At 42.4% G+C, this 20566-nt stretch carries 22 protein-coding genes; all 22 read right to left on the bottom strand.

Annotation, left to right across the window (positions count from 1 at the left end; all coding sequences use genetic code 11):
• Window positions 1-31: 31 nt before the first annotated feature.
• The gene (locus tag BHV73_RS04760) at window positions 32-709 is read right to left on the bottom strand and encodes a PIG-L deacetylase family protein (protein ID WP_055229394.1); all 678 of its coding nucleotides are present in this window, start codon (window positions 707-709) and stop codon (window positions 32-34) included.
• A 3-nt stretch (window positions 710-712) separates the two neighbouring features.
• A complete protein-coding gene (locus BHV73_RS04755; protein WP_286737034.1) occupies window positions 713-1366 on the bottom strand; it encodes a sugar transferase in 654 nt (217 codons plus the stop codon).
• A gap of 22 nt (window positions 1367-1388) precedes the next feature.
• A complete protein-coding gene (locus BHV73_RS04750) occupies window positions 1389-1526 on the bottom strand; it encodes a hypothetical protein (RefSeq protein ID WP_153882651.1) in 138 nt (45 codons plus the stop codon).
• A gap of 92 nt (window positions 1527-1618) precedes the next feature.
• Window positions 1619-1798 (bottom strand): hypothetical protein, encoded by a 180-nt coding sequence (locus BHV73_RS04745; protein ID WP_286737033.1) that lies wholly within the window; start codon window positions 1796-1798, stop codon window positions 1619-1621.
• Window positions 1799-2112: 314 nt separating this feature from the next.
• Window positions 2113-2253: a hypothetical protein gene (locus tag BHV73_RS04740; protein WP_117977909.1), complete on the bottom strand. Its 141-nt coding sequence runs from the start codon at window positions 2251-2253 to the stop codon at window positions 2113-2115.
• A 241-nt stretch (window positions 2254-2494) separates the two neighbouring features.
• Entirely contained in the window at window positions 2495-3652 is a 1158-nt protein-coding gene (locus BHV73_RS04735; protein ID WP_286737030.1) for a carboxylate--amine ligase, read from the bottom strand.
• Complete coding sequence (locus tag BHV73_RS04730) at window positions 3652-4683, bottom strand: WD40/YVTN/BNR-like repeat-containing protein (protein WP_234093408.1); 1032 nt, start codon at window positions 4681-4683, stop codon at window positions 3652-3654. Before BHV73_RS04730 ends, BHV73_RS04735 begins: the two co-directional genes overlap by 1 nt.
• A 49-nt stretch (window positions 4684-4732) precedes the next feature.
• Complete coding sequence (locus BHV73_RS04725) at window positions 4733-6016, bottom strand: glycosyltransferase family 4 protein (RefSeq protein WP_286737029.1); 1284 nt, start codon at window positions 6014-6016, stop codon at window positions 4733-4735.
• A 91-nt stretch (window positions 6017-6107) separates the two neighbouring features.
• Window positions 6108-6719 (bottom strand): CatB-related O-acetyltransferase, encoded by a 612-nt coding sequence (locus BHV73_RS04720; protein WP_055229399.1) that lies wholly within the window; start codon window positions 6717-6719, stop codon window positions 6108-6110.
• A complete protein-coding gene (locus BHV73_RS04715) occupies window positions 6719-7828 on the bottom strand; it encodes a glycosyltransferase (RefSeq protein WP_234093409.1) in 1110 nt (369 codons plus the stop codon). The genes BHV73_RS04720 and BHV73_RS04715 overlap by 1 nt, the downstream gene beginning before the upstream one ends.
• Window positions 7829-7953: 125 nt before the next feature.
• Window positions 7954-8307, bottom strand: coding sequence for a sugar-transfer associated ATP-grasp domain-containing protein (locus BHV73_RS04710; protein WP_286737025.1), 354 nt, complete (start codon window positions 8305-8307; stop codon window positions 7954-7956).
• A 567-nt stretch (window positions 8308-8874) separates the two neighbouring features.
• Window positions 8875-9732 carry an ATP-grasp fold amidoligase family protein gene (locus tag BHV73_RS04705; RefSeq protein ID WP_234093411.1) on the bottom strand — a complete coding sequence of 286 codons (858 nt, stop codon included), beginning with the start codon at window positions 9730-9732 and terminating at the stop codon, window positions 8875-8877.
• A gap of 5 nt (window positions 9733-9737) precedes the next feature.
• Window positions 9738-10568 (bottom strand): hypothetical protein, encoded by an 831-nt coding sequence (locus BHV73_RS04700; RefSeq protein ID WP_130042169.1) that lies wholly within the window; start codon window positions 10566-10568, stop codon window positions 9738-9740.
• A 116-nt stretch (window positions 10569-10684) separates the two neighbouring features.
• On the bottom strand, window positions 10685-11815 hold the full coding sequence (locus BHV73_RS04695; protein WP_286737022.1) for a hypothetical protein: 1131 nt from the start codon (window positions 11813-11815) through the stop codon (window positions 10685-10687).
• A gap of 127 nt (window positions 11816-11942) precedes the next feature.
• Window positions 11943-13091: a glycosyltransferase family protein gene (locus BHV73_RS04690; protein WP_234093413.1), complete on the bottom strand. Its 1149-nt coding sequence runs from the start codon at window positions 13089-13091 to the stop codon at window positions 11943-11945.
• A gap of 2 nt (window positions 13092-13093) precedes the next feature.
• On the bottom strand, window positions 13094-14599 hold the full coding sequence (locus BHV73_RS04685) for a lipopolysaccharide biosynthesis protein (RefSeq protein ID WP_234093414.1): 1506 nt from the start codon (window positions 14597-14599) through the stop codon (window positions 13094-13096).
• Between the two features lie 53 nt (window positions 14600-14652).
• Window positions 14653-15237: a hypothetical protein gene (locus BHV73_RS04680; RefSeq protein WP_234093415.1), complete on the bottom strand. Its 585-nt coding sequence runs from the start codon at window positions 15235-15237 to the stop codon at window positions 14653-14655.
• A gap of 250 nt (window positions 15238-15487) precedes the next feature.
• The gene (locus tag BHV73_RS04675; protein WP_055229409.1) at window positions 15488-16537 is read right to left on the bottom strand and encodes a polysaccharide biosynthesis protein; all 1050 of its coding nucleotides are present in this window, start codon (window positions 16535-16537) and stop codon (window positions 15488-15490) included.
• A 40-nt stretch (window positions 16538-16577) separates the two neighbouring features.
• Entirely contained in the window at window positions 16578-17792 is a 1215-nt protein-coding gene (locus BHV73_RS04670; RefSeq protein WP_234093417.1) for a polysaccharide biosynthesis C-terminal domain-containing protein, read from the bottom strand.
• A gap of 5 nt (window positions 17793-17797) precedes the next feature.
• The gene (wecB, locus tag BHV73_RS04665; RefSeq protein ID WP_055229411.1) at window positions 17798-18985 is read right to left on the bottom strand and encodes a non-hydrolyzing UDP-N-acetylglucosamine 2-epimerase; all 1188 of its coding nucleotides are present in this window, start codon (window positions 18983-18985) and stop codon (window positions 17798-17800) included.
• A 40-nt stretch (window positions 18986-19025) separates the two neighbouring features.
• Window positions 19026-20345: a nucleotide sugar dehydrogenase gene (locus BHV73_RS04660; RefSeq protein WP_286736999.1), complete on the bottom strand. Its 1320-nt coding sequence runs from the start codon at window positions 20343-20345 to the stop codon at window positions 19026-19028.
• A gap of 25 nt (window positions 20346-20370) precedes the next feature.
• The coding region (locus BHV73_RS04655) for a hypothetical protein (protein ID WP_353681442.1) at window positions 20371-20566 on the bottom strand (196 nt) is incomplete at its 5' end.

Raw genomic sequence — 20566 nt, 5'->3', positions numbered from 1 at the left:
TCATGATCAAATACCTGTAATTTATTATAAATCAATATGCTCGAAGCACCACTTCAAATGCCTCTGAGTACATTTGCCTCCATTGGCCTCCTCGCATAGCAGCAAGACCGGTAATATAGTCAGCAGAACGAGGGTGCGGATATGGACGCATCACGCCACGGTACATCGAGAGAGCTTTGATCTTCGCATCAACGCCCTCCTTGCCCACCTCCACATAGCAGTTCGGGTTGAACGACTCCATCGCGTTATTGATTTTCCACTCCGTACACGAAGGCACCTCCATGTACCAGAACTCCTTCACACGCTTCACCTCCGGCCTACGCTGGAACAGGCGGATTGCCTCCTGACATGCCATCGACGTCTGCAAGTGATCATTATTCGTGTCTGCAGGATGATGAGTGATGATAACATCAGGCTCACTCTCCTTGATTGCAGCCTCAATGAACTGCACCAGTTTCAAATGAGGCACGGTATTCATCTCAATATTTGGGAAAGTACCCTCATAAATCTTATTTACACCCAAGAACTTGTTAGAAACATTAGTATCATCCTCCAACTCATTGTCTTCAGGTCGGAACGCGCGAGCCTTAGCCTCAGTACACATGATGCATACATCCACAGTATCTCCGTTATGTGCCCACTTCCACATACTTGCGCCTGCTCCCAATGTTTCATCATCAGGATGCGCTACAACTATTAAGTATTTCATCGCTTATACAGTTTTTGAATATTCAACCAATTTATCATGCAACCACTGTGGATATTTTCCGCAAGTAGTATAAAGAATAGACAATACCGTCCACCAAATCAGACAAATGTCCCACCAAAAGCTCGCATGCTTCACATAATACACATCTAGTTTCAGACGGATAGGTAACACTTTTTCGTTGTACTCTTCCTCTTCGGTGAACTGATCTCCATAGATATAATCCCACAAGCTCGACTGAGAGGTCAGTCCGCAAGGTACAGTAGCAGCAATAGCATTCTCGCCACCACGAGTAATCTCTATCTGATCAACTGCTGCAGGACGAGGGCCTACAATTGACATTGTGCCGTTAAGGATGTTCAAGAGCTGAGGTAGTTCATCAATCTTCAGTCGGCGCATAACCTTGCCCCACCAGAAGATTCTATCCTGCTCTGGACGAAGACTCGCCTCACTTGCTCCACGAACTACACGCATGGAGCGAAACTTCCACATCTTGAACTTTTTGTTGTCCTTACCCACACGATTGGCAAAGTAGAACAACGGCCCTGGGTCGCTAATCTCAGTAAGGATGATGCTCACAATCCAGATCGGGCTGGTACCTATGATGCCCAATAGGGCGCAAATCACGTCAAACAGGCGCTTAAAGAACTTATATATCATATCAAGACATTGTTTTCATAAATTATTCATACCCATGTAGTTTACGGTCGCAGAAATGCCAGATACGCCACATCGACCCCCAAAACCAGTCAAAAGAAGCGAATTGCGAGTAGGAGTAGTTCTTTCGAGTAATGCGGACAAGACTCTGCAAAGGATTCATCCTACGAAAGTTATCCGCTCATCTTTATAACCGAAATTACCACTCTGAATAATCTCATTCAAAAGGAAACGAGCATTCTTCTCATTGGGTTCTCACAGCATCCAGTTAGCGTTACCTTCAAACATCTCCCCCAACACCCACATCAACGCCTTAGCAAAGCACGTCGTGTTAAAAGAAGTCACCTCCTTCTTAACTTTCTCTACGTTCTTATCACTCTCACCACCTGCTGCTTGCAGCAGCATATAGTAGTCCATACACTGCCTCAGTCCCACGCCCTCCGTAAAAAATGTTGGAAGATATGTGTCAACTGATGAACAGTATTGAAAGTCCAAGCAGTGGTCACAATCTCGTGCCTTCCAACCTCGTTTGGGATGCGTTCTTTATGTGTAAAACACTCCTCAGCCATCTCGACAAAGAACCATTGCAGACGTACGTTGGTTACGAAGTTCTACACCAACTCAGGACGATAATGTGCCTCAACCTCTACATCCTCAAACACATCCAGATGTGCATGCGTCTCGCGTAACTCTTTCGTTGGAGCCAGTTTCCGCACCAACTCTATCACACGCTCCTTGCCATTCTCTATTCAGATGTCGATGTCGCCCGACTGACGAAGCGAAGATAACTCAGAAGGATAAAAAGGAAGATTCGCCTGTCCCTTAAAGATACAGCTTCTCACTCCCTGCTTCGTAAACAATGTCTGCACCTGTCCGCATCGCTCATTCATCAGTTCATTCTGTTTCTGAATCGTTGCGGTAATTCCAAGCTATGCATCTTCAATTCGATGGGTAGATTCACCAACTGTCGTTGCTTGTTCAGTTTCTGCATCCCATCAAAGCAAACTCCTATTAATACCTGCTTCTCAGCTATGGCATACATAACCTCCTATTCCTCAGCCGAAGGCGTATGTAACAGACAAACTACCTTACCTATAAATACTCGTATCAGTTCCAAGAAAAGCGCTTCCATCAAACCTCCCTCTTCTTTTTATCCTTACTCAGTTTGGCAAAGCCTTGGAACGTGAACGCAAAGAACACCCACAGGTCAGCCCAAGAGAATATCTGGTCCGTAGTATTCTTGAACGAGAACCACGAAGGCTTACACTTGAATCGGTTAGGCGACTTTAGGAACCACAGCACATCCATGTGCATGTAGCGCAGATACTTGTGCGCCACCTCAAACTGCGGCTTCACCTCCTTACCCAGAGAGTCATCCACTATCAGCTGCGAGAAGTTCACACCCGCCTCAAAGCAGATCTTCACCGAACCCGTGATGCGAGGGTTGATCTCCATGATCTTTGCCTTACCATCGCGAGTATCCTCTATCAGGTCAATGTCGGCATAGCCTCTCCAGCCAATCTCCTGCAGCAACTTCTGACAGTCAGCCACAATATCCGGACGGTCGTTGGTCTCGTTCAGCGTACTGCTCCCGCCATCTATCGGGTACCAACGCACCTTGGCAAACACACAAGCGCCCTTCATCTCACCATTGCGGTCAATGAACATCTCGCACTTGTACTGCAATCCATCCTGCGGAATGTACTCCTGTATCAACATTTTGCCATACTTCTGTTCCGCCTTGTCATAGTAGCCGATCAGGTCCTGCTCGTCCTGTGCCACATGGAAGCCCACAGCTGCACAACCCGTACGAGGCTTCACTACCACAGGGAACTTCACCTTATCCTTGTTCGCCAAATAGTCCTGCTTGTCAGTAAACGACAGCGGGCAAGGCAGATCATGCTGCATACACACCAGCATCGTCTTCAACTTGTCCGAAGCCATCTGGAAAGTCTTCCAGTCCTCCACCGCAATCACAGTCAGACCCTTCAGGTCCTCCTTATGCTGAGCCAGAATGATAGCCACATCATCGTTCATTGGAATCACCAAGTCATAATGATAAGCCTCCAGTTCCTTGCGGATAGCCCTGTACGAACCATCAGGATCGTGCGCATTGCAGTACGCCAGCAACTTCCTGTGCGGATACTTCGACGCATAGCCCGGATCCAACTTACTGCCATTGTATGTAGTCACCTCACAGCCCAACGCACGCAGCGATTTCGCCATAGGCAACACCTGCCTTGCTCTGCCCTCTATAAGCAGCACCTTTATGTCATTGTAATCTTTCATTATTTCTCTATCATTACGGTTTCACCATGTCCTTTCAGTCCCATTGTGGTAAACACTACCCTATCACACTGGTCTGAGCCCAGCGGGAAGCGCATCACACCATATTGCAATATCAGCGGCCACATGTCCTTCTCCAGCTGCCATATGTTCACCGGTCTTCCAGCCACCAACAGCTTCATGCGGCTGAAACGATCCAACTCGTTCTCGCCACCTTCCACACCGGTCGAGAAGAACGCCCTTCCGTCCCGATACGAAGCGCAACCGTGGCAAGGCCCTTCAAAGTCAGCCACCACCTCAATCTCGCGCGTCTTCCTATCCATGCGGATGAAGTGAACAGTATCCGAACAACTGCCCGCATCCGTACCCCACAGCAACGCATCCTCCGTGAAGCACACACCAATAGCACGCCAATCCTGACTGCCTTGGCCTATCAGCGACCACGTCACGCCATTGTCCTCGCTACGATACAGGCAACACTCCCTGTTACCCTCGCCATAGTCACCAGTGCCCATCCAAAGGCACTTCTCGTAGGCATCCCACTTGATGAAGTGGATATGACGAATCTCCGCCGAAGCAAATGTCTTCACCACCTCGAACGACATACCATCGTCCACCGAACGCCACAACTTCACCACCATATCGCGATTTGGGTTCAGCACATATTCGCCAAAGAAAATCGTACCCTCAGGTGTCACGCACACCCCTTGGTGCACAGGCTTATTACCCTTAAACTCGCTCCAGGCGTTTAGCACCTTGCCCTCGGACGAAAGGATATACAGCTTCCGCTTCACCACCACCAGCAGGTTACCATTCTTCAGCGGCAACAAGTGGTGAATCCCCACACGCAACAGCTGCGAAGGCAGTCGATGCCAACTCATCAGACGATCCTTCCAACCCCCGATGCGATACTTCCTGCTCACCCGCTTCCCGTTATAATCAATGGCGAAGAACGTCATCCCCTTCGCCACCCAGATCTTATCCAGCTCTTGGTACAGCGCCTTGGCATCAATCAGTTTCTTAAACTCTATCATATCTTGTCAAAGAAACAATTAACAAAAATCAACGTTCAATTGGTGGCAATTAACGTTTAGAATCCACCACCTTCTGAAGCTCAGCCTCCAGTCCGTTCATATAATGTTCCAAGGTAAAGTGAGCCTTGAAATACTCACGTGCATTCTCCCCGCACTGATCATAGTCATGCGGATGCTCGATGTACAGCTGCATCAGCTTCGCCAGCCCCTCATAGTCGCCTGCAGGCACACAACTGCCGCACCGCGACTCGCGGATCACCTCCTGCGCACCACCATTGATGGCACCGAATATCGTCTTGCCCGTAGTCATATACATCTGCATCTTGCCTGGAATGGTATCGCCCACCTCGTTGTTACCACGGAGCGTCACCAGCAGCACATCCGCCATCTTGTAGAACTTCGGCATATCTTCGCGCTTCTGGTTGCCGTAGAAGATTACATTCTCCTCCAAGCCCTCAGCCCGCACCATCTGCTCCAGTTCCTCACGCATACGCCCGTCACCCAACATGTGGATACGGTAATCCTTACGCTTACCTAGCACCTTCGCCGCCTTGATGATCACATCCGCACGCTGTCCCTTACCGATATTGCCGGCAAACATAAAATCAGCCACACCATTATTCTCAGCGCTCATATCCATGCCAAGCATACCAGTATCAGCGTGTTGAGGAAGGTAAGCCATTCTATCGAAAGCAATCCCATTCACCCGATGCAGATAATCCATAAACGGACGCGAAGTTACCAGCACCCGGTCCGCCCCCTGATACAGCTCACGACTCATCTTATTGATGGGCCACATCAGCGGATTCCTCTTACTCTTCAGCATACCCTCAGCCGACACAGGCCACACATCCAGCGTATAATACACCACCGGCACACCCGTCAGCTTCTTGTACTCCAGAGCCGCATACATCGAGGTGATAGGACTCAATTGGTAACCAAGGACTAGGTCGTAGTCACAGTTTATAGTATATAGTTTAGAGCTTTGAGACTTACCTGCCTCACTCTCAACTCTCAGTTTTAAGCTATCAGCTACCAATTTCTTCGAATTCCGCACAAAACTTATGTAGTTCCTCACCAATTGTACTGGATTCTTTCCCCTCGGCACCTGCTCCACATGCACCACCTTCACGCCCGTCTTCTCCAGGTACTCCCTTTCTCTAAGTTCTAAGCTCTCAGCAGTCTCATACCCCGGGAACACAACTCCCTTCGGGTAGTTAGGCACACCGCAAAGCACAGTTACCTCGTGCCCACGCTTCACCAGTTCCGGAACAATCTCATTGATCTGAAACTGTTCCGGGTAATAATATTGTGTTACAATAAGTATTCTCATAAAACAATGGTAATATAAACCTTGTTCCGCCCGATGGTATCACACCATATCGTTTGCACTATCACTTGTGCGGACGGACATTCCTTTATTCTTACTTACTAAAACTTCTCAAAAATTCCTGTGGATTTGATACCAATCTTGCTTTTTCTTTTAGAACTGCGTCATCTAAATTCCACCACTCCGATACCATCAACTTTTGGATAGTTTCTTCGTCGAAACGATACTTTATCACCTTAGCAGGACACCCAGCAACAACGGCATACGGTGGTACATCCTTAGTTACTATCGCTCCAGCACCAATAGCAACACCTGTTCCTATAGTCACACCTTGCATGATGGTCACACGATTGCCAATCCAAACATCATGACCAATAGTTGTACGCTTGAGAGGTTCGATCTCGAGATCGCCAAGATGAGTACCCGTACCGCCACCTACATTATAGAATATTGGTGAGCTGCTTACCCAATCCAACGGATGCTTAGCTCCACCTACCACAAAGCCATTGGCAATGCTACAGAAAGAACCTATATCGCACGAATGAACCTCACTATCATAACCAATGTATGAATGACGGCCTATTGTGGAATCGTAGAACTCCGTACCGGAATAGATCTTAGCTGTCTTGTCAATCTGGCTGTTCAAGACAGACTTTCCGCGAAGAACCTTCTTGAAAAACTTGGAATATAAATAACTTAGTGTCATCAGAACTTCAGATTTTTCTTGATTATATCCATCTGGTAGTATGGATTCCAGTTGGAATCAATTTCGTTGAAACAAGCTTTACGCACCTCTTCTCGGCTATCCATTTTTCTTGCGAACCAACGGCTAATTACCATTGTCAAATCATCGGTATCATCCATTGTGAAGAAATCACCGGTTACACCCGCTTGTATTGCTTCGTATTCAGGCATCTGCCACTCAAAGCAATTATGAGTAATTACGGGACAACCGAAAACCAAAGAGTGCATTGCCGTCAAGCCCACATTGCCAGGAGACACGCACAGGTCAGCATTGTAGATGAGTTCCGCATTGGTCTTCTCGTCATAGCATACACCATAGAACCACACCTGACTATCCAGCCCCAAACCTTTGACCTTAGACTTTAGACTTTCGCTCTCACTACCATCTCCCACAAACACCAGATTGTACTTCTCATCCTTATTTCTGAGACGAACCAACGCATCCACCAACATATCCAACTTCTTCACCTTGGTCAGGCGACCGATGAAGATAATAGTAGGCAGATTATTTTGGAAGTGATCCTTGTAGATGTCCGAAGGGTGGATGCTCTCGCGAAGCGCCTTCTGGGTATCGTAATCCAGCGAGTTATGGATAGCAAAGAGCTTCTCCTCGGAAATGCCTTGCTCAATGAGCAGACGCTTTGCACGATCACCATACACGAAGGTGCCTGAAGCATGGCGATAGAGCCACAACTTCATCTTTGCATCCAAGCCGCCTTCCTTGCCATACCATCCGTGTGTCCACAAATAAAAGCGCTTCTTAGGAAAGAAAGTGTATGCCAATGCAAAAAAGAGCCAATCGCTCATAGAACGAGTCTCTGGCAGGATTAGATAGTTCTTGTAGTCACTCTTGAAAAGCAAAAACAAATAGTTTCGCTTCCAATACCATTTCTGCGGATTACCGTAGGTCTTGTAATACGTCACGTTCTTCAACAACGACGTATCCATTTCCTTTATGTCGGACTTTGTTTCACCAAAGTACCAATCACAATCATACTCTTTGTCGATTGCCCGAAATACCGCCTCGCGATAGCGAGGAGCAGTATTATATATTACACAAAGTTTTTGCATATTAATATTTCGACTTATAGTCTTTTCCGTATTTTTCTAATATCTCGTGAAGTTCAGAACGGAATCCTTTTTGCTCTGAAATCTGGAAAAATGAATTGTACGCGAGGATTACCATCTATCAATACTCATCCGTTTTCAGTAAAGGCTAAGTCCAAACCTGCGTAATGGATATCTGTATTATGAAGTGCCAGTTTCTTTGCTATTTCGTTAGCTTCTTTCCAGTAAGGTACCATGAAGCCGATTAATGGGAAACCGGTGTCAGGACGATTGGTATAAATGTTCCCGTACTCATCGACTACTGTCAAGACTTCTCCTGTTTCAGGATTACAAGAGGTAAATACACCACCGCTTCCGGCATTATCTACAACACTTTTTCCTCTGCCGATACGTATATAAGGATGGAATACGGTTACATCTCCATCAAAACAAATAGTATGGATTCGTAATGTATTGACTGATTCTTTATGCAAGACAGCCATACGTTCGTCTTACTTGATAATCTCTTCTGCAATGAATCCTTTAAGATATTCTGTGTCTGTAATCTTTGCTTTAAGACCTCCTTGTCAGAGGTGTTTTCTATGATCCGAATACCCTTACCCAAAGAACCATCAAGAGGCTTTATTATCAGCCTGCCAGAGATCTCAAACAAACCGGATAGAGTCCACCATTCCCCATTGGATTGGTAATGCAGCATGCTTTTCGAGCGAAAAACTCTCCAAACTCCTAATAGTTTTCCCACTTGTCACCGAGAATTCTTCTTACATTTGCTGTATTCATAAAATCTGCCACATAGACATGTTCGTCCTCACAAACGAATGAACGGCGTTCTACCTCGAATAAAGATTCGTAATGATGCAAATAGAACTAGCCAAAACATGTGTGGGCTGCTCTAATTTTCTTGAATTCAGCATCTAAGTCCCCTACAACCCCAAAGTTTTTAAATACCAGTTTTGAAATTCAGTTTAACCTATAATACCAATATAACTTTTTTTCGATGTAGCTTGACTTAATCAGTTATGCAATCTTTTGTTTCATACATTTATGAATTAATGTGTTCTATAATACTCTCCCATTTCATTGATGGCCTTTTGCGTCCATCTGCGGAAGATACAGCCATCAGGAGTAAGAGTCATTTCACCAAACCAAATTTTGTTACCGTTAGAGTACAAATCTACTCGAACCATATCTATACCAGATGCTAGTTTTTTTGCACATTCAAGCATTTGAGTTAGATTGGCAGGCTTGCTTACTAATTCGCTTTTATCATGCTTTGCAATGCAATAATCAAACAAAGGCTTCCAGTTGACATCATAAGGAATATAATCAGCATGACCAGATTCACGATCATTGCAAACAAGAATAGCCTTGACTTCGCCTTTAAGGCAGATGAACTTATAATCTATTGGGAATCCGCCGGTACCATCATCGATAAATTCCTCACATACAACTTTTCTCGAAATCAGATTATAATGACGTTCTGAAAAAGCGAACTTCGGAGATACGAGCCATTTATCAATCTGGCTCCTCAGTTCATTTTCTGTATATTGAGATTTTTTCGTACAAATGAGATTCATACCAGCACCCCAATTAGCCTTGAGCGCAAATTTTTGGGGTAATTCAGAATAGATTAACTCATCTCCCTTAGAATAACAGTTCACAAGGCTTGTTAATGTGTCAGCATACCCGCACTTCTTCACGTACTCGCGAACCAAATACTTATCTGCCAGTTGATAGTACTGATTGACTTGCCCATCCAACAATCTCTTTATCCACAACTCAGAAAGATCTTTAGGACAAGTTAGATTCGGCCATTTATGACGATGATGGTAGTATGCCAAACAAAAATGTATTCTTGGGAAGAATCTTGAAATTATTCTCGATACAATCTTATTTAATGATTCCATATTAGTTATTTTGCTATTAAAGGTTCAAATGGGTCTTTGCCATTGGCGATACAATATTCTCTTACTGCCATTTGCTGACGATAGTTTTCTTCTCCGTAATTAATACTAGCAAGAATTGAATTGTTTTTATTGATAATCTCAAGCAATGGACACCTATTCATAATTGCAACGATTCTGTGGCCAGAATAGCGACACATAGAGTTTAACCACACATCATCTGCTGTTCGACAAATAGACATAAACGTATCTTTGTCCTTTGCAATTTCAGGCAAAAAGCCAGCAGGAAATAATGTTCCTCCACCGCTACCAATGAAAACTGACCATGATGGTTGAAAGGCGACGTCACGATTTTTATTGCGAATAAATCGGACATTCCCCGAGTCGTCTATTCCTACTTGATTTGAATACCTACCTACAACGCAATCAGGATACATTGTAGCAGCCTCCATAATTGAAGAGATTGTATTAGTTGGATAAATCAAGTCATCATCAAATGTTATCAAATGATCATTCGGATAGTCTCTTAAAACATAATAATACTTTTTATGTGAGCGCAAATCGCCATCACACAATCGAATCTGAAGTCCGCGAGTTTGCAGATTTTGTAATCGTTTCGGTAATACGTCAATTGAAGAAAACTGTTCTTTAGATAACCATAGAAATAACATATCCGGCTTTTGGGATTGTCTCAGAATACTCTCTATCACAATCCATATATTATCAATACGAGCAGGAAATGTTGTAAGTGATGCAATAATTCGACCTTCTGTCTTCTGAGTAGCGTCTATTCTATATTGGGGATTATTTGCTGTTCTGTTAAACCAAAAGGGAACCATAATATTCGTTAATCTCTGAATAATATGCCGGAACACAGAATTAATCTTAGTCCTTTCTAAAAAATTGCTATTATTGCAGAAAATTGCGTACGACTTATATAGATAATTTACCATTGCTATATTTGTTTATATTTTTTAAAGTACCAGTATGGGAAAATAAACATAAAAGAGTAGAATACTGATGACAAGTAGTTATTGTTCGCGAACAAAAATAGTAACATATTAGCCAGAACAACGAATACGATACCAGAACTTAAATCATGACTTGTCCTATACATACGTAGAGCTACACTGGCAAACTTGGCAATATAGTATATAACCAAAGGAACGAAAAGTAGTGTAAAGTCATTTGCAAGCCAAAGATAACATGAGTGCCAATTAACGTATGAGTCAACTCCTAACCTTTCCATCTGCATCTGATAACTATCCAGTTCAGGGTTGAAGAACAGGAAATCCTGAGCTATTGACTGGAGAGCAGGATTATTGCCGAAAAAACCTCCCCAATGGAAATCGAGCAAATAAATGTTCTCCAAAAACATATAGCCTTGTGTAAGGTAGCTAAAGATATAAAGCAACAAAATTTGAAATCTATAAGGAAGAATATCCAAAAATGCATTGGTGTCAACAGTAACAGAAGATCCTAATGCTAGATAATCTCCTCCCTTAAGTTCCTCAAAACTACCGCCACTTCGACCTTCCATATTGTAGAAGAATATAGAAACGACAAAAAGAAGCGCAAATATGCCTAATATGCTGAGTCTTGTAATTTTCGCTGTCGATAATGTCTCATTAGGTATCTGCATCATGATTGCTAAGCAAGCGCATGATACGAGCATAATAACACCAAAATTAGTTCCTGTTCCCATTGAATAAAAGCCTTCAAATACGAGAAGGACAGCAACAAGGATTTTTATTATTGTCTTTAATTGTTTCCAACAAATCAGCGCGAAAATAAAGAAGACAGAATCAATAACCGAAGTGATAAAATAGACAGTCCAAGGGATGGTTCTACCTCCGTGCATGAATGTACGTCCCATATGCGGATCGGCAACTCCAATCGCAATTCGATTGATCAGTGCACTGAAATCAAGAGGAGGCAGATACAACATATAGGCGTATCTGATGGTAAACGTACATAAATAAAATATAAGCACAATATTAAAAGTCTTCGGAGTAATCTGAAGACTTGGTTGAGACTCTAAATGGCACGTCTTATTTTGTCCTTTCTGGAATCCAAGCTTCATCATAAATATATTTAGAGCAACATAGAATATATTTAAAAAGTGATAGCCAGAATTTATGCTTAATGGCGTGATGATATACATCAAAAGTGTAAACACATTAAAACACAATAACACCTTAAGTATAAGACTTTCAGTTCTCATTATTTTCATAAATTTGATTAATGAATGTATCTGTAGCAGCATTTATATCCATCCGCTTTAGATACTCCTCTCTTTCAGAATAATCTATTGAACCAATGTTATTTATGCAAGACTCCATGGCGTTATTAAATTCTTCTGCACGATGATGTACATGCAATATAGTTTGTGAAGTCTTAAACATTGAACGAACAGGGCTTCCATTGCCAGACTCTGAAATAATCAATCTATTGTATGGCAGATAACTAATGACTTTACTTGACAAAAAAACATCATTGTCAAAGTTTGCATTTACATCAATCAACGCAACGCACTTTTTATATATCTGGGCAAGATCCGTTGTATATGAGATAAATTCAATACTATCCAATAAGTCTGCATAATGTTCTTTGATGTATGTATCCAAATTACCCGAACCTACAAAAATCATCTTTGCTAAAGGATGATTCTTAAGGAAAAGCTTAAATCCATCAAGTAGGGCATCTGGATTTCGTACACCATACATCTTACCAGCATAGACAAATGAAGGTGTAATATCTTCAATTGGTAATTTTTGAAGCGATGTCTCTTTTGATGGATTTGGCAGAACCACAGATTTTATATTGGGATTACCGATAATCCCTAACTCGTAGGTCAGCATTTCTTGGTTGGTCATGCACAGGACATTCACCTTTTGCATATACTTCCTCACACAACGTTTCATGGCAGAAGTGTACATTCCCTCTTTTTCCCATGGGAAAGGTGCTGGAACTGCATCTACACAATAGCAGATATGCTTCACTTTCCTATGAGATACAAATATATCAGCAGCCATAACGGATGCATAGAAAGCGGACGACATGAGGCTTACAACAACGTCATACGCTTTGGAGTTCAATATACCTTGGATATCCTTTGCCCACTTCTTCTGTGTATGATAGAAGCCAAATATATTAAACAAAAATGTTCTTAGCCTCCATGATGGAATTCTCTTCTGCGGTACATAGTTAACGCTTCCTCTATGTTCCCTTGGTGCCCGATAATCTAAAGTAGAAGTAATAATGTCAAACTCTATCTTTTCAGACAGACCTGTCAGAATGTTTCTAAACACTAATCCTGGCGCATTATTACCCAGATTATCTGCAATAATAGCTATCTTCATTTTTACCTTTTAATTATTCGTAATAGAAGGGATTTCTCATTTTTATCTAAGACACAAATCCAAGATACAAGTGCGATGGAAGTCCATGATGTTACACAAACGATAAGAAGTCTAAATAGTCCTTGTTCCATATAATTGTAAATAACTAAAGGAACAATATTGCTTACTATCGTCAAGATGACAATTGGGATTGTGAAATCCAATACAAGTTCTTTGACGCTATATTCTACGTATGATCGCAAAAGGCAATAGCGTATAACCAATGCTATCGAAGAGAGTGATATTGATACATAAAATGTAGAGTCAAAGCTCATACCTATTTTTAACATAAGATATGAAAGTGGGAGATTCATCAATAAGACTCCACTTACAATTATCTGATACTTTCTGATAGACCCAGTAGCCTGCATCAGCGTATGAAGTGGTCCTGCCAATGAGCAGACTAAGATATCAATCATAGCCAATCTCACAAACATAATAGAATATTCCGGTACTTCTTTCAACCAGAGTTTCAACACATAAGAACATTCCAGCAAAAAAGGAATCACAATGAATAGAAGCAATATGTATGAAAGCTTGGACGATGATGACAGAAGTCTGAATACAGACTTATCTCCTGTTGCGTATGCCTTCATGATTGGTGGATTGGTAGCCAACTGAAAGTTTGTAACCAATTGGTTTGCAGCGCCACTCACTTGGAAGGCAATAGCTCTTGCCGCATTTACTATCGGACCACCAAAAATATTAAGAACGATATTTACACCTTGATTATAGACAATGCCAGCAAAAACACCTATTAGGTTCCAGCCCGCAAAGCTGCTCATTTCCCCAAACAATTTTTTGTTCCAAAATCGCTTATACTTTCCTTCTTCATAATGCGATATACAATACCACATATAGAACAGTTGGATTGTAACAGCTACAATCATCAGCAAGACACCATAGAGAATGAGCTTGTCCAAAATACTATAAACCAAAGCAATGGCAATAGCAAGCTTTGCAAACACTTCGATCAGACTTATTGCTGCAAATGCTCCCATATTCTCCCTCGCAATAATCAAGGCCTTATAGGGAACGTTCATAATTCCGAAGAATAAAACAATGACAGACAGATGAAAAATCCACAATGCAGCCTCCATGCGCTCAAGTGGAATAACCAACTTGGTTTGCACAAAATACAATCCGATAGGTTCTGCGATTATCACCATAGCCAAAGCGAGGATGAGGTGGATAGTAACCCCCATACTGAATATCTGGTTGAGTCTCTCATGATTGTTCTCCTTCATCTCAACGGTCAGAAAACGCTGAACCGAGGTGTGCATTGCACTATTCAGGAAACCAAAAGACACAACAAATCCTGTGACTACGTTATAAATACCAAAGTCACTCGCGCCAAGTGTGTTAAGCACCACTCTTGACGTATATAACGTTACTATCATTGATAGCAACATTCGTCCATACAAGAACATTGTATTCTTTGCTATTCGTGACCCTCTACTTTCTTCCATTATGGATAATATTTCAAAACTGAAGTATAATAAATTGTATTAATACTTCCCTTCTATCTGTCCTGTATTCTGTTTTGATACAAGTTGTAATGTTTATATATTGGCTTACGAGCCTCAAATCTAATCATGAATCTACTGATTCTCTTTAATAGTTTTTTCTTTTTGTATCTAGCTAATGCAGATAGTCTTTGGCTATGGGAAGGATTAAGACTCTTAATAAAGAATTCTTCTGCCGAAGGAATTGATGATAAAAAATGATGTATTGTCTTACTTCCTCTGTTTGGTACTATTATGAATTGATTTGAAATTTGATTACTTTTGGCAATATCCTCATTTACGAAGAATATAATTGCGTTATTTGAGTCGAATGAACGGAAAAAGTCGTTTATAAAATCTATTCTTCTGCAAACATAGTCCAACTCGTTTTCATCCTCTATATATCTAACAAAAAGACTGGCATCACTCAGACACTTATACAGGCATTCTATCCTTCTAATATATTTGTTTTGAACACTGTCAAACTGGTCTTCAAAGGGAATATGGCACGAAAAGTCATGGTAAAAATGAAGTTTACTTTGAACGTCATAATAATACTTTGGATTAATATCATATTCTTGTTGCATGTTTTCTTTGCTCATGAACCCAGCGAATTTACTCCTAATTAAAAACAATACATTTTCAAATGAAGATGAAATTAATCAATCAAAGGGTAGTGATTCAAATTCAAGGTCAGATTCCTCTATGGAGATGGTGATTGGCTCGAAACAATGGTTACATTGTATCTTGATGTTCATTGTGAGTTATTTTGTAGCAGGCAACGGATTCGATCCGCAGCTTCACACCTGTTGCCTACTTAGTTATTGGACAAAATCCTGACAAAATTGGATTTTACTTTGCAAGCTTTAGAACTTCGTTCAACTCGTTTTGGATGTACTCCAACGAAGCAATCTTTGCCTTGGTCTCCTCAAGATTCAGACGACAGGTGTTGTCAGAGTTGAATTCAGAGAGCTCGCAACGCTTGGCATCACCCTCAGTGAAGAACTGGTCATAGTTCAAACTACGGTTATCAGCTGGTACACGATAAAAGTCGCCCATATCCTCGGCCTTGGCGCATTCTTCGTTGGTGAGGAGAGTTTCGTACATCTTCTCGCCATGGCGGATGCCAATGACCTTAATATCCTCCTTCTTGCCACCAAAGAGCTCGCAGACAGCTTCAGCTTGTGTCTGGATGGTACAAGCTGGAGCCTTCTGAACGAGGATATCACCGTTTTGACCATGTTCGAAGGCAAATAATACGAGATCGACAGCCTCTTCGAGCGACATGATGAAGCGGGTCATATTAGGCTCGGTGAGGGTGATTGGGTTGTCGTGACGGATTTGATCAATCCATAAAGGAATAACTGAACCACGAGAACACATGACGTTGCCATAACGGGTGCAGCAGATCTTGGTGCTACCTGAGTAACGTGACTTAGCAACGGCGATCTTCTCCTCGATGGCCTTGGTAATGCCCATAGCATTAATAGGATAAGCAGCCTTGTCAGTTGAGAGGCAGATAACTGCTTTCACGCCTGCTTCGATAGCTGCGGTAAGTACGTTGTCAGTACCAATCACATTGGTCTTAACAGCCTCCATAGGGAAGAACTCGCAAGAGGGAACCTGCTTCAATGCAGCTGCATGGAAAATGTAATCAACACCAGGCATGGCGTTCTTGCACGACTGGAGGTTGCGGACGTCACCGATGAAGAACTTGATCTTATGGGCCACCTCCGGCATCTTAGCCTGATACTCATGACGCATATCATCCTGCTTCTTCTCATCACGTGAGAAAATTCGGATTTCTGCGATGTCAGTCTTAAGAAATCGATTGAGGACTGCATTACCGAATGATCCTGTGCCACCGGTAATCATAAGGGTTTTACCAGTAAAAATATTCATAATTAATAACTATTTATAATTTGTTGTTGAATTGTATCTTTTAGTCTTTGCCCACTGGATCAAAAAAAGTATCTGGTCTTTCTGGATTAAAAATCTCATTGCAGTACATAACAGTGACGAGGTCTTGGGTGTCCGAGAGGTTGATGATGTTGTGGGTGTAACCTGGAAGCATGATGACGCTTTGGATCTTATCACCAGAAACTTCGTATTCAAGGATTGGTGCATCGAGATTAGCTTCGTTACGCATCTGAATCAATCCATGACCGCTGACTACGATGAATTGTTCCCACTTAGTGTGGTGCCAGTGTTCCCCCTTAGTGATTCCTGGTTTAGAGATGTTGATACTGACCTGACCACAATTGAGAGTGTGAACAAGTTCGGTGAAGGAGCCACGGTTATCTACGTTCATTTTGAGATTGAAGACGGCCTTGTCCTTAGGTAGATAACTAAGATAGGTGCTGTAGAGGCGTTTTGCGAATGAATCAGCCGGCATTTCAGGAATCATGAGGGTCTGAGGCATATCGCGAAACTTGTAAAGCAGGTCAACGATTTCTCCGAGCTTGACGTGATGGGTAATTGGGGCTGTACAATAACGGCCATCAGCAGTAAGGACTGTCTCAACGCCATCGAACTCACAATGGTGTTCTTCACCTTTGAGAGCACAAATCATTTCCTCTACAAGGTCATCGATGTAGAGGAGCTCCATATCTACGGTTGGGTCATTGACGGTGATAGGAAGGTCATTAGCAATATTGTTACAAAAAGTAGCAACAGCTGAGTTGTAATTAGGACGGCACCACTTACCATAGAGGTTCGGGAAACGATATACAAGCACCTTAGCGCCTGTATCTTCGCCATACTGGAACATGAGTTCCTCACCAGCCTTCTTGCTCTTACCATACTCGCTAGTGCCGAAGCGTCCTGCGAGGGTGGCTTGGATAGAGCTGCTAATCATCACTGGACAATTGTTCTTGTATTTCTTGAGGGTGTTCAGAAGAACTGTGGCAAAGCCGAAGTTGCCCTCCATGAACTCCTTTGGTTCTTGAGGACGGTTGACACCAGCGAGATTAAAGACGAAGTTGCATTCTCGGGACCACTGGTCGAGTTGCTCGGAAGTAGAGTCTAGGTCATACTCGAATACTTCGTCAATGACAAGGTCGCCGTAACACTTGGCCTTACCGGTCTTTATATTATTAAGCTGAGCGCAAAGGTTCTTACCCACGAAGCCCTTTGCGCCTGTAACTAAAACTTTCATGATTCTTAAATTTCTTTACGCCAAACCATCTTGTTGACTACTCCAACATATGATTGGATAATCTTGACAACTTTGGTTGAGACATTTTCATCTGTATAGTTAGGAACTGGTGTACCATAGTCATCATTCTTGACGAGTTCTACTGCTGTATCGACCGACTGGAGAAGACCTTTGGTATCGATACCAGAGAGAATGAAGCCTGCTTTATCAAGTGACTCTGGACGTTCGGTAGAGGTACGGATGCAGACTGCTGGGAATGGATGGCCAACGCTAGTAAAGAAGCTACTCTCCTCTGGAAGTGTACCTGAGTCTGAAACCACAGCAAAGGCGTTCATCTGGAGGCAGTTGTAGTCATGGAAGCCAAGAGGTTGCTGTACCTGTACACGTGGGTCAAGCTGGAAGCCCGAAGCTGCAAGGCGATTGCGCGAGCGTGGGTGGCAACTGTAGAGGATAGGCATATCATATTTCTCTGCCATAGTATTAATAGCGTTGAAGAGCGAGAGAAAGTTTTTCTCGGTGTCAATATTCTCTTCACGGTGAGCAGAGAGGAGAATGTATTTGCCCTTTTCCAATCCAAGACGCTTGTGAACGTCAGATGCTTCAATCTCGGCAAGGTTCTGATGTAGTACCTCTGCCATCGGTGAGCCTGTAACATAAGTGCGCTCTCGAGGGAGTCCGCACTCTGCAAGGTATCTTCTTGCATGCTCTGAATAGGCGAGGTTGACATCTGAAATGATGTCCACGATTCTTCTGTTGGTCTCTTCGGGGAGACATTCGTCCTTGCAACGGTTACCTGCTTCCATGTGGAAGATGGGAATGTGAAGACGTTTTGCTCCAATAACGCTCAAGCAAGAGTTGGTATCACCAAGGACAAGAACAGCATCTGGCTTGGTGGCTACCATAAGCTTATAGCTTGCGTTGATGATGTTGCCACAGGTTGAGCCTAAGTCATCACCTACTACATCCATATAAACCTCTGGTTCCTTGAGATTTAGATCTTTGAAAAATACGCCATTGAGGTTGTAGTCATAGTTCTGTCCTGTATGGGCAAGGATAACGTCAAAGTACTGACGAGTTTTGTTAATGACGGCTGCAAGGCGGATAATCTCAGGACGAGTACCCACGATAATGAGTAACTTCAGTTTTCCATTATTCTGGAAACTGACATTTGAATAGTCTGTACGGAGTTCCATTATTGTATCAATTTAATATGTTCATCCTATCAGCAAATACTTAGTCGCGACGGAAAATATCACGTGTGTAAAGCTTCTCTTCTACATCTGCTAAACAATCATCAAAACGATTAGCGATGATTGCGTTTGACAAAACTTTGAACTTAGTAAGGTCATTTACAACCAATGAACCGAAGAATGTTTCTCCATCAGCAAGAGTTGGCTCGAAAATTACAACATTTGCACCCTTTGCCTTGATACGCTTCATGATGCCCTGAATAGCGCTCTGGCGGAAATTATCGGAATTACTCTTCATTGTGAGTCGATAAACACCAATGGTAACAGACTTTTTCCCTGCCTCAAATTCATTGTCTGTGCTATATGCATACCAACCAGCTTTGCGAAGAACTGCATCTGCAATGTAATCCTTTCGAGTACGATTTGATTCAACGATAGCTGTCATCATATTTTGGGGCACGCTCTCGTAATTGGCAAGAAGCTGTTTGGTGTCCTTTGGCAAACAGTAGCCACCGTAACCAAATGAAGGGTTATTATAGTGTGTGCCAATGCGAGGATCGAGTCCTATGCCTTGGATGATAGCTGCAGAATCCAGGCCTTTGACCTCTGCGTAAGTATCAAGTTCATTAAAGTAAGATACCCGTAAAGCAAGATAGGTATTAGCAAACAGTTTAACAGCTTCCGCCTCCTTCAAACCCATAAAAAGGGTAGGAATATCTTCCTTAATTGCTCCTTCCTGAAGCAAAGCGGCAAAAGTACGTGCAGACTTCTCTAGGGCAGGAATATCCGCAACAGCCTTGATTGCTTCATTTTCCTCTTTAAATTGTTCGCTCTCTATTAATTTTGGATAACCAACAATAATACGACTTGGATATAAATTATCATAAAGAGCCATACTCTCACGAAGAAACTCCGGAGAAAAAAGCAAATTAAACTTCCTTACTCCTTTACGGGCATATTTCAAATAAAGTCCCCGACAATATCCTACAGGAATAGTAGACTTGATTACCATCACAGCATCAGGATTGACACTTAAAACAAGATCTATGACATCTTCTATATGATGAGTATCAAAATAATTCTTCACCGGATCATAATTAGTAGGAGCTGCTATGACTACAAAATCCGCATCACTGTATGCTTGAGCACCGTCAAGCGTAGCAGTTAGATTCAATGCCTTTTCGGACAAATATTTCTCTATATACTCATCCTGAATAGGTGATTGTTTACGATTAAGCATATCTACTTTCTCGGGAATCACATCGACTGCCGTCACCTGGTGATGCTGCGACAAAAGTGTTGCTATACTAAGACCAACATATCCGGTACCTGCAACAGCAATCTTTAAATCTTTCATATCCATTGTTGATTTATGTTAGTGTTATAGATTATTCTAATTCTTTATCTAGAACCTCAAACCGCGGTGAGTTCTTCGATTTAAACTCCGGTACTACTTTCTTCATCAACCTCACCGTATCCATGATTTTTACTGTACGCGACAACTTCTCAAACTCCGCATAAGTGTCAAGAATATCAGCATATTCATAATGACGTACCTTAGCTATCATAATTTTCTTATTTTCA

Source organism: Bacteroides sp. 44_46, assembly GCF_001915465.1.
GTDB classification, from domain to species: domain Bacteria; phylum Bacteroidota; class Bacteroidia; order Bacteroidales; family Bacteroidaceae; genus Bacteroides; species Bacteroides clarus.
This window is presented reverse-complemented; position numbering and strand designations above follow the sequence as displayed.

Bases quoted from the DNA above. Each gene is read 5' to 3' on its own strand.
- BHV73_RS04695 (WP_286737022.1), bottom strand. From the start codon at position 11,815: ATGATGAAGCTTGGATTCCAGAAAGGACAAAATAAGACGTGCCATTTA.
- BHV73_RS04755 (WP_286737034.1), bottom strand. From the start codon at position 1,366: ATGATATATAAGTTCTTTAAGCGCCTGTTTGACGTGATTTGCGCCCTA.
- BHV73_RS04685 (WP_234093414.1), bottom strand. From the start codon at position 14,599: ATGGAAGAAAGTAGAGGGTCACGAATAGCAAAGAATACAATGTTCTTG.
- BHV73_RS04730 (WP_234093408.1), bottom strand. From the start codon at position 4,683: ATGATAGAGTTTAAGAAACTGATTGATGCCAAGGCGCTGTACCAAGAG.
- BHV73_RS04725 (WP_286737029.1), bottom strand. From the start codon at position 6,016: ATGAGAATACTTATTGTAACACAATATTATTACCCGGAACAGTTTCAG.
- BHV73_RS04680 (WP_234093415.1), bottom strand. From the start codon at position 15,237: ATGAGCAAAGAAAACATGCAACAAGAATATGATATTAATCCAAAGTAT.
- BHV73_RS04670 (WP_234093417.1), bottom strand. From the start codon at position 17,792: ATGAAAGTTTTAGTTACAGGCGCAAAGGGCTTCGTGGGTAAGAACCTT.
- BHV73_RS04760 (WP_055229394.1), bottom strand. From the start codon at position 709: ATGAAATACTTAATAGTTGTAGCGCATCCTGATGATGAAACATTGGGA.
- BHV73_RS04740 (WP_117977909.1), bottom strand. From the start codon at position 2,253: ATGAATGAGCGATGCGGACAGGTGCAGACATTGTTTACGAAGCAGGGA.
- BHV73_RS04705 (WP_234093411.1), bottom strand. From the start codon at position 9,732: ATGGAATCATTAAATAAGATTGTATCGAGAATAATTTCAAGATTCTTC.
- BHV73_RS04710 (WP_286737025.1), bottom strand. From the start codon at position 8,307: ATGGCTGTCTTGCATAAAGAATCAGTCAATACATTACGAATCCATACT.
- BHV73_RS04675 (WP_055229409.1), bottom strand. From the start codon at position 16,537: ATGAATATTTTTACTGGTAAAACCCTTATGATTACCGGTGGCACAGGA.
- BHV73_RS04690 (WP_234093413.1), bottom strand. From the start codon at position 13,091: ATGAAGATAGCTATTATTGCAGATAATCTGGGTAATAATGCGCCAGGA.
- wecB (WP_055229411.1), bottom strand. From the start codon at position 18,985: ATGGAACTCCGTACAGACTATTCAAATGTCAGTTTCCAGAATAATGGA.
- BHV73_RS04660 (WP_286736999.1), bottom strand. From the start codon at position 20,345: ATGGATATGAAAGATTTAAAGATTGCTGTTGCAGGTACCGGATATGTT.
- BHV73_RS04700 (WP_130042169.1), bottom strand. From the start codon at position 10,568: ATGGTTCCCTTTTGGTTTAACAGAACAGCAAATAATCCCCAATATAGA.
- BHV73_RS04720 (WP_055229399.1), bottom strand. From the start codon at position 6,719: ATGACACTAAGTTATTTATATTCCAAGTTTTTCAAGAAGGTTCTTCGC.
- BHV73_RS04735 (WP_286737030.1), bottom strand. From the start codon at position 3,652: ATGAAAGATTACAATGACATAAAGGTGCTGCTTATAGAGGGCAGAGCA.
- BHV73_RS04715 (WP_234093409.1), bottom strand. From the start codon at position 7,828: ATGCAAAAACTTTGTGTAATATATAATACTGCTCCTCGCTATCGCGAG.
- BHV73_RS04750 (WP_153882651.1), bottom strand. From the start codon at position 1,526: ATGAATCCTTTGCAGAGTCTTGTCCGCATTACTCGAAAGAACTACTCC.